We start from the raw sequence: 8127 nt of genomic DNA, 5'->3' as shown, positions 1-8127 counted from the left end.
CTGGATGGCCCTATCCTCGCCTGGAACATTGGATCATGTTGAATCGAGTGCGAGCCATAGAAAACACGGCATTTTTGGTTTCCAGTAATTGTGTGGGAATCAATCATGGGGCTCAATTTTGTGGTCACAGCATGATGATAGATCCTTGGGGAGTCATTCTGACCAGCGGCGGAGATGAGGAGTGTCTTTTAAAGGCGGAAATCGATATGCGCCAGGTGTCGGCCATTAGGGGAAAATTTCCAGCCGTGAGTGATCGGATTCTGTAAAGACAAATGATTCTCAATCCGGGAAGCAATCTACAGGGAACGGCCGCAGAAGTTGTAACCACGGGCTGCCTGGGATGCCCAATCCAGCGGCAGGGAGGAGAAATCATGGCTGATGTATTTGAGTGGATGGATGAATGGGGCCCGGAGAAAATCATCGTGGTCCATGATACGAAGACGGGGATGAAAGGGATGTTGGTGATCGATAATACCGCCCGGGGGCCGGGAAAGGGCGGGTGCCGTATGGACGCGAATATGACCCTGTTGGACTGCTTCCGCTTAGCCCGGACCATGACCTGGAAGTGGGCGATGGCCGATATTTTCCTCGGGGGCGCCAAGGCGGGGATCCGGAATGATCCCCAATCTCCTCATAAAGAGGAGATCATCCGGGCCTACGTGAAAAAGATCCGCAAGTTCTTGCCGGACGAATACGTTTTCGGCAACGACATGGGTTTCGCGGAGAAGGATGGAGCCATTGCCCTGGATGAGATGGAAGATATGAAGGCAGCCGTGGGGACGCCGGCGGAACTGGGGGGATTGCCTTATGATGAGCTGGGGATCACCGGCTACGGAGTGGTGGAAGCGGCGGAGTGTGCGGCGCCCTACCGGAATATTGAATTGAGTAAAGCGACGGTAGCAATTCAGGGTTTTGGGGCGGTAGGGGCCTTTAGTGCCAAGTTTATCAAGGAGAAAGGGGCGAAAGTTGTGGCGATCTCTTCCGTAGAGGGGGCGCTTTACAATGCGAAGGGGTTGGAAGTGGACAAGCTTTTGTCCCTCAAGGAGAAGTGGGGGGACAAGGCTGTTTTGAAATATAGCCAAGGCCAACAGATTCCTTTGGGCAAAGAATTAGAGGTGGAGGCAGACATATTGATTCCGGCAGCGACGGGAGACCAGATTACCGAAAAAAACATGAAAAATGTGAAGGCCAAAATGATTGTGGAAGGAGCGAATTTTCCTACCTCGGATGCGGCGCAGAAGTACTTCCATGAAAAGGGAATTTTGGTATTGCCGGATTTTGTGGCCAATGCCGGTGCAGTGATAAGTACCGGGAAGGCTATGGACAACCGGTATTCCTGCGACATCCTCGAGACCCAGGAAGTGTACGACACGGTAAAGCGAAAAATGTGGAAGAACGTGGGTATGGTATTGGATGAATCCAAGAGAAGCAAGTGGTTGCCGCGGGTGGTGGCCCTGGCCATCTCCCAGGAGCGAGTAAGGAAGGCGATGGAGCTTCGGGGAAGGATTCCTTCCAGGAGAAAAGGATAAAAGGAGGGGCCGGAATGGAACTGATTACCGATCTGAAAGCAATCCGGAAGGAGATGGGACTTCGCCGGGAAGGTAGTTCTCTATGGGGGGAGGGCTTCTGGGTCTCTATGCCCGGGGAAAAGCTTATCTCCTCAGCCCGATTCCTTGACGAGGTCTTTAAGAGGTAGGGGCGTTTGCCACTTTGCCCTTGGCAGAACCAAAAAGGAAGGGATGGGCACGGAAACCAGGGTTGTTTTGGGGGAGGATTTATGAAAGTCAAGGTTCACTTGAAAGTGAACGGATTAGCCTATGAGATTGAAGTCGAACCTCGCCGCACCCTCCTGGAGGTAATCCGGGAAGACCTGGAGCTTACGGGAACGAAGGAGGGCTGCGGCCTGGGGGAGTGCGGGACCTGTACGGTTTTGCTTGACGGGAAGCCTATCAAATCCTGTATTACCTTGGCCGTTCAAGCCAACGGGCGTGAGGTGACCACCATTGAAGGATTAGAAAAATCCGACGGGACCCTTCATCCGATCCAGCAAGCTTTTATCGATCACGGGGCCATCCAGTGCGGATTTTGTACACCTGGAATGGTTCTTTCAGCTAAAGCCCTCTTGGAGGAGAATCCCCGGCCTACGGAGATAGAAGTCAGACAGGCGATCGCGGGAAACCTCTGCCGCTGCACGGGGTACCAGAAGATTGTGGAGGCCATTCTGTCCGTAAGCAGCAAAGGGCAAAGAGCATAGAGCAAGGAGCATGGAGCGCTGTATTTGAGGTGGGGATTAAACCTTTCGCTTACTTTGAACCTGCAACCCTGGAAGAAGTCCTGGATCTCCTCCACCAATATGGGGAGCGAGCCAAGGTTTTGGCTGGAGGTACAGACTTGGTCGTCCAGATGAAACAGAAAAAGGTAACCCCTGAAGTGGTCATCAGCCTGGGCCGGCTTCAGGAGCTGAATTTCATCAAAGTCGATTCGGAGATCCGGATGGGCCCTCTGACCCCGTTGAGCCGGATCGCCACGCACCCTGCCTTCTCCGGTCGGCTTGCCCTCTTGCGTGAAGCAGCCCTGGCGGTGGCGGACGTACAAATCCGGAATGTAGCCACGCTGGGGGGAAATATTGCCAATGCCTCCCCTTCGGCCGATATGCCTCCTGCCCTCCTGACCCTGGGAGCGAAAGTGAAGCTGCGAAAGAAAGGCCGGGAGAGGGTTGTGGGGCTGGATGAATTCTGCGTGGGTCCTTTTTGCACCCATCGGGAGGGAGAGGAACTGATCGTGGGGATCGCGGTCTCTCCCATTCCCCAAGGAAGCGGGGCCTATGTCTGGGTGCCCAAGCGCACGGCGGTGGATGAAACCCTGGTGGGAGTAAGCGTTTGGCTTCTTGGGGACCCGGTTCAGAAAACATGTTTGGGCGCAGCGGTGGCTCTGAGTTCAGTGGCCCCCGTTCCCCTCCGATGTAAAAAGACCGAATCCTTTCTCCAAGGAAAAATTTTAAATCGGGAAACCTTCCGCCAGGCCGGAGAGGTCGCCGCCGCAGAGGCGTCTCCCAGGTCCCGGGCTGATTATCGGAGAACCCTTGTTTCCATCCTCACGGAAGAAGCCTTGGAGGAAGCATGGAGAAGATCCCCATCATGAGCAATAAAGAGAGAAAATTAGAATCGATTGGACAATCCCCCGTCCGGCTGGATGCCCGGGAGAAGGTGACCGGCAGGACTCTATATGCCGTGGATTTGAAAATGGCCGGAATGCTTTACGCCAAGGTGTTGCGCAGCCCCCATCCTCATGCCCGCATCCTGCACATCGATGCGACCAAAGCCCGGAGCCTGCCGGGCGTTGTAGCCGTGGTGACCGGGAAGGATTTTCCCGGCTCCTTGGGAGCCACGGTGCAGGACCAGAGTTTTCTGGCCGGGGATAAGGTGCGTTTCGTGGGGGATGCGGTGGCCGCCGTTGCTGCTGTCAATCTGGATACGGCAGAAGAGGCTCTCTCGTTGATCCACGTGGAATACGAACTGTTACCCGCGCTCTTCGACCCCGTGGAAGCCATGAAATCGAGGGAGGTCTTGATTCATGAAAATCTCTCTCAATATGCTGTGGCTCCAGGAATTTTCCCCGTTCCCGGGACCAATATCTGCAACCACTTCAAGTTGCGCAAGGGGGACCCGGAGCGAGGCTTTAAGGAATCCGATCTCGTGCTGGAAGATACCTACAGGTCTCACATGGTGCAGCATGCCCACTTGGAAACGCACGCTGCCATCGCCCAGGTGGATTCTTCCGGAAAGATTCTGATTTGGTCGAACACGCAGACCCCCTATTTTAACCGCAAAGCTCTGGCCAAAAGTCTGAACCTTCCTTTGAACCAAGTTCGAGTCATGGTCACCACCCTCGGCGGCGGATTTGGAGGGAAAAGTTATCTAAAAGCCGAGCCCATCTGCGTGGCCTTGGCTCTGAAGAGCAAGGGTCGACCGGTGAAATTGGTTTTCACCCGGGAGGAGGAATTTGGAGTGGCGCCGGTGCGCCATCCCACCATCATCCGCTGTAAGACGGGGATGAAGAAGGACGGCACCTGGTTGGCTCAGGAGACCGAGCTCATCTTCGATACGGGCGCTTACGCCGACATCGGCCCGCGGGTTTGCCGCAATGCCGGGTTCTCGGCAGCGGGTCCTTATCAGGTTCCCAACGTGCGGATCGATTCTTATTGCGTCTACACCAATCACCCTATCGGCGGGGCTTTTCGTGGTTTTGGAATTCCCCAGGTGTCTTGGGCGATTGAATCCCACCTGGATGTGATGGCCGAGAAGCTGGGCCTCGATCCGGTCGAGGTGCGTTTGAAGAATGCCGTGGAGGAAGGATCGCTCTCAGTGACCGGCCAGGTGCTCCATAGCGTGGGGTTGAAGGAGACCCTCCGCCAGGCTGCGGAGAAGATCGGTTGGAGGAAAGCTTCGGGGCCCTACCGAGGCAAAGGGATTGCCTGTATGCACAAATCTACGGTTACCCCTTCCTCTTCAGCGGCTTTTGTGAAACTGAACGAGGATGCTTCCGTCACCTTGTTGTGCAGTGCGGTAGAGATGGGGCAGGGGTCCTCAACGATCCTCGCCCAGATTGCCTCGGAAGAGTTGGGCATTCCGGTGGAAAAGATCTCAATGGTCCGTCCGGATACCGATGTGACGCCCTACGACATGGCCTCGGTCTCCAGCCGTTCTACTTTTTTTGTAGGGAATGCCGTTCGCCGGGCGGCAGCCGATGCCCGGGAGCAGCTTCTCCAAATCGCCGCCGAGATCCTGGAAGCGAATCCCCAAGACCTGGTGATCGAGGCGGGCAAGGTCATGGTTCGCGGCGTACCCGAAAAAGCCATCCCCATTGCCGAACTCCCCCTGGGAGAGGCCTTCTATGTGGGCGCCAAGGGTCGAGGAAGGGGCAGGCCAGTTCTGGGCCGCGGGTCTTTCACGGTGGAGGATGCAACTCCCCTGGACCGGGAGACAGGCCAGGGGAAGAACCCCAGTGCCTTCTGGATGTATGCCACCCAGGCGGCGGAAGTTGAGGTAGACCCGCGCTCAGGTCGGGTAAAGGTTTTGCGGATTTCCTCAGCCCATGACGTGGGAAAATCGATCCATCCCGTAGCGATTGAGGGACAGATCCAGGGCGCCCTGGTCATGGGGGTGGGGACGGCCCTTTGGGAAGAGATGGAATTAGAAAAGGGGAGAGTGAAGAACCCTAGCTTTGCCGAATATAAACTCCCTTCAGCCCTGGATGCCCCGGAGATGATTCCCATCATCGTGGAAGAACTTCATGCGCAAGGCCCTTATGGGGCTAAAGGATTGGGAGAACCGGCCCTCGCCCCAACGGCGGCGGCCATCGCCAACGCGATCTATGCCGCCGTAGGAGTTAGGGTCAAAGATCTCCCCATAACTCCAGAGAAGATTCTTGAGGGGCTGAGGAAGAAGGAAAATAGATGAAGAAAAGGGATGCCCAGATTTTGAAAAGTTTAGCCGATCTACTCCTTTCCTCTGCAATGTCCAACCCAGCGGCGTTCATCCCGTGAAACGCCTGGACGATGCGGGTGGAATCCCTGCCGTGATGAAAGAACTTTCTCCCCTGTTAAACCTGAACACGCTAACCATCACGGGGAAGACCTTGCGGGAAAATTTGCAATCGGCGCGAGTTTTAGATCGGGAAGTGATTCGGCCCCTTGGGGACCCTGTGCATGCTGAGGGGGGAATGGCCATTCTCCGGGGCAGCTTGGCTCCCCAGAGCGCTATCGTCAAGCATGTGGCTGTATTGCCGGAGATGATGGTTCATCAGGGTCCAGCCCGGGTCTTCGATTCCGAGGAGACGGCCGGCGAAGCCATTCTTCAGGGTAAAATCTTCCCGGGGGATGTGATTGTCGTTCGCTACGCCGGCCCCAAAGGCGGGCCAGGAATGCCCTGCCTTTACGGGTCCCTGTGGCTGCTCAAGAGCAAGGGGTTGGAGACAAGCGTGGCCCTGATTACGGACGGGAGGCTTTCGGGGACGATCCGGGGAGCAGCGATTGGCCATGTTTCTCCTGAAGCTGTGGAAGGAGGTCCAATCGCTCTGTTGCGGGACGGAGATTTGATCCGGATTGATATTCCCCAGCGGAAGTTAGATCTCCTCCTTGCGGAGGAAGAATTAAAAGTTAGGCGGAGTCAATGGGTTCCACCCAGGCCGAAAAAAGAAAAGGGATTCATGGCGCTATATACCAAGATCGTATCTTCAGCCCATGAAGGAGCCTATTTAAAAGCATAGAGCATGGAGCTAAGAGCTTAATTAAGAGTTCGGGGTTCAGAGTTCGGAGTTCGAAGCATAAAAAAATGAAATAAATACTCCGAACTAATTACTCCGAACTTCGAACTGAAGTTTGCTCCCTGTCCTTTGCTCTCTGCTGTATTTAATGAAGGGGAGGTTGTTGTGGCAGATTTGAGAACCGAATTTTGCGGCGTGAGATTCAAGAACCCGGTTTTGGCTGCATCCGCCGAGCCGACGCTCTCTGCCGAAAATATGAAACGGGTCATTGCAACAGGTGCGGGCGGACTTGTGGCCAAAACCGTTACGGATTCCGAAGCCATGCGCCGGTTGACCAAAATGTCCAAATGGCGCTATTTAGATGAACAGCACAATGTATGCCGGGGGAAGATCCCCAGACTTTTCACTTTCTATGGCCGAAGCGGATTGGCTGAGGAAGAACCGGGAGAGTGGATGGAAGAGCTCAAAGAAGCTCAGGCCGCTGCGCTGGCCAATGAATGTGTCCTCATCGGCAGTGTGGGTGGAACCACTCCCGAAAACTGGGCTACCCTTTCCAAGATGGTGGAGGACACGGGGATCAAACTCATCGAACTGAATTTTGGATGCCCTCATCCTTCAGAAATGAAAGGGGCGCAAACGGGCATGCTGGTAGGCCAGGATAAGAATGCGGCGGCGAGGTGCAAGTGACCTACCCCCGCAGGGCGCATAACCCGATCCTGAGAGACGTTCCCTGGCATCGTCTGCCGCAGACCATCTCCTGGCTCGACGGCGCCAAACTGAACCTGAAGTTCCAATGACGGAGGCATCAAAATCTTATCCCCAAATGACGGTTATAGCTCTGCGAAAAACGGTGTTGAAGTAAAACTGGAGACGGAAGGGACACCAGGTCGGCACCCGGACATAACAAAGCCCCAGTTCCTGGTCAATAAAGTAGAAATAGTAGTGCAGGCACTTTCCCGTGTCCGGTTTCAAGAAGGTTTTACCGGTCGTTTTGTTGTGCCAGGGTTTATAGGATTGACAGGCCTCCATGGCTGACAGAATATGAACAAGGCCCGGATGGCTGCCCCGGCGCTCCAGAGCTTTGGCAATGATGTCTTCCTTGCGGATATGGGTCTTGCGGATGAACTCGATCTCAATTCCGTTCTCTTGCGCCAATCGCTCCGCATTGGCGCGAATGGCGTCGCGCAGGGGTTCTGCAAAACGGGGATAATCGAAGATGCGAATCTGATGGGCGTAGAGATAACTCGTCATCCCTTCTGCAAAGCAGAAACCGGGGAGAATCCCTTGGATGACGATCCGGTCATAGCAGGAAATGACCCCTCGAATCTTGTCGGCATATCGCTCAATAAGAGACATGGCAGCACACCTCTCAAAGTTGTATGTCACCATACCGTAAACAAAATCGGCTGTCTTGCCAAGGATATTGTGCTGTCATGAACACGGTCGTTTTAACCTTTTTGGTTCCGGCTTTGCCGGGTTAGGAAGTATTAGAAGCGAACGCAAATAACTGTCTGTGTATGTTCCCTCCATAAAACCAAAGCTATAAGAAGGGATTTCATCAACATGAATTACGAAACCATTATTTTTGAAGTGAAAAAAAGGGCAGCCTATATTACCCTGAATCGCCCGGAAGCATTCAACGGATTAAATCTTGTCGTCGGCAAGGAGCTGATGCATGCAGCGATCCGCTGTGACGAGAGTTCCGAGATCCGGGCTGTCGTTTTGACCGGCGTCGGTAAAGCCTTCAGCGCCGGGGAGACCTGAAATATTTTGCCAGTTTTTGGGATCAGCTCTCTACCATCCTCAAAGAAATGACCGTGTATTGCCATGCGGCCGCTTCACGCCTTATCATAATGGACAAAC

General features: G+C 54.5%; 10 protein-coding genes. 9 read left to right on the top strand and 1 reads right to left on the bottom strand.

Annotated features, from left to right (window positions below):
• The 8 genes from Q7V48_03305 to Q7V48_03270 form a co-directional block, all read left to right on the top strand.
• Nucleotides 1-266: nitrilase-related carbon-nitrogen hydrolase (locus tag Q7V48_03305; protein MDO9209763.1), on the top strand; the 266-nt coding region annotated here is incomplete at its 5' end.
• Nucleotides 267-371: 105 nt separating this feature from the next.
• Entirely contained in the window at nt 372-1529 is a 1158-nt protein-coding gene (locus Q7V48_03300; GenBank protein ID MDO9209762.1) for a Glu/Leu/Phe/Val dehydrogenase, read from the top strand.
• 14 nt (nt 1530-1543) lie between these two features.
• A complete protein-coding gene (locus Q7V48_03295) occupies nt 1544-1696 on the top strand; it encodes a hypothetical protein (GenBank protein MDO9209761.1) in 153 nt (50 codons plus the stop codon).
• Nucleotides 1697-1777: 81 nt separating this feature from the next.
• Complete coding sequence (locus Q7V48_03290) at nt 1778-2254, top strand: (2Fe-2S)-binding protein (protein ID MDO9209760.1); 477 nt, start codon at nt 1778-1780, stop codon at nt 2252-2254.
• A 29-nt stretch (nt 2255-2283) separates the two neighbouring features.
• The gene (locus Q7V48_03285; protein MDO9209759.1) at nt 2284-3141 is read left to right on the top strand and encodes a xanthine dehydrogenase family protein subunit M; all 858 of its coding nucleotides are present in this window, start codon (nt 2284-2286) and stop codon (nt 3139-3141) included.
• A complete protein-coding gene (locus Q7V48_03280; protein ID MDO9209758.1) occupies nt 3120-5459 on the top strand; it encodes a xanthine dehydrogenase family protein molybdopterin-binding subunit in 2340 nt (779 codons plus the stop codon). The genes Q7V48_03285 and Q7V48_03280 overlap by 22 nt, the downstream gene beginning before the upstream one ends.
• Nucleotides 5452-6267, top strand: coding sequence for a dihydroxy-acid dehydratase (locus tag Q7V48_03275; protein ID MDO9209757.1), 816 nt, complete (start codon nt 5452-5454; stop codon nt 6265-6267). The genes Q7V48_03280 and Q7V48_03275 overlap by 8 nt, the downstream gene beginning before the upstream one ends.
• A 162-nt stretch (nt 6268-6429) precedes the next feature.
• Entirely contained in the window at nt 6430-6951 is a 522-nt protein-coding gene (locus Q7V48_03270) for a tRNA-dihydrouridine synthase (protein MDO9209756.1), read from the top strand.
• Nucleotides 6952-7077: 126 nt separating this feature from the next.
• Here Q7V48_03270 and Q7V48_03265 read toward each other — a convergent pair whose 3' ends face one another.
• Nucleotides 7078-7620 carry a hypothetical protein gene (locus Q7V48_03265; protein ID MDO9209755.1) on the bottom strand — a complete coding sequence of 181 codons (543 nt, stop codon included), beginning with the start codon at nt 7618-7620 and terminating at the stop codon, nt 7078-7080.
• A 207-nt stretch (nt 7621-7827) separates the two neighbouring features.
• Between Q7V48_03265 and Q7V48_03260 the strand changes: the two genes are divergently transcribed.
• Nucleotides 7828-8028 (top strand): enoyl-CoA hydratase-related protein, encoded by a 201-nt coding sequence (locus tag Q7V48_03260; protein ID MDO9209754.1) that lies wholly within the window; start codon nt 7828-7830, stop codon nt 8026-8028.
• The last annotated feature ends 99 nt before the right edge of the window (nt 8029-8127 follow it).

This window comes from Deltaproteobacteria bacterium (assembly GCA_030654105.1).
Taxonomy (GTDB): domain Bacteria; phylum Desulfobacterota; class SM23-61; order SM23-61; family SM23-61; genus JAHJQK01.
Note: the sequence above shows the minus strand (reverse complement) of the source record. Positions and strands in the feature narration are given on the sequence as shown.

Excerpts from the sequence above, each read along its gene's own strand:
- Q7V48_03260 (MDO9209754.1), top strand. The coding sequence starts at position 7,828 with ATGAATTACGAAACCATTATTTTTGAAGTGAAAAAAAGGGCAGCCTAT.
- Q7V48_03280 (MDO9209758.1), top strand. The coding sequence starts at position 3,120 with ATGGAGAAGATCCCCATCATGAGCAATAAAGAGAGAAAATTAGAATCG.
- Q7V48_03265 (MDO9209755.1), bottom strand. The coding sequence starts at position 7,620 with ATGTCTCTTATTGAGCGATATGCCGACAAGATTCGAGGGGTCATTTCC.
- Q7V48_03300 (MDO9209762.1), top strand. The coding sequence starts at position 372 with ATGGCTGATGTATTTGAGTGGATGGATGAATGGGGCCCGGAGAAAATC.
- Q7V48_03295 (MDO9209761.1), top strand. The coding sequence starts at position 1,544 with ATGGAACTGATTACCGATCTGAAAGCAATCCGGAAGGAGATGGGACTT.
- Q7V48_03290 (MDO9209760.1), top strand. The coding sequence starts at position 1,778 with ATGAAAGTCAAGGTTCACTTGAAAGTGAACGGATTAGCCTATGAGATT.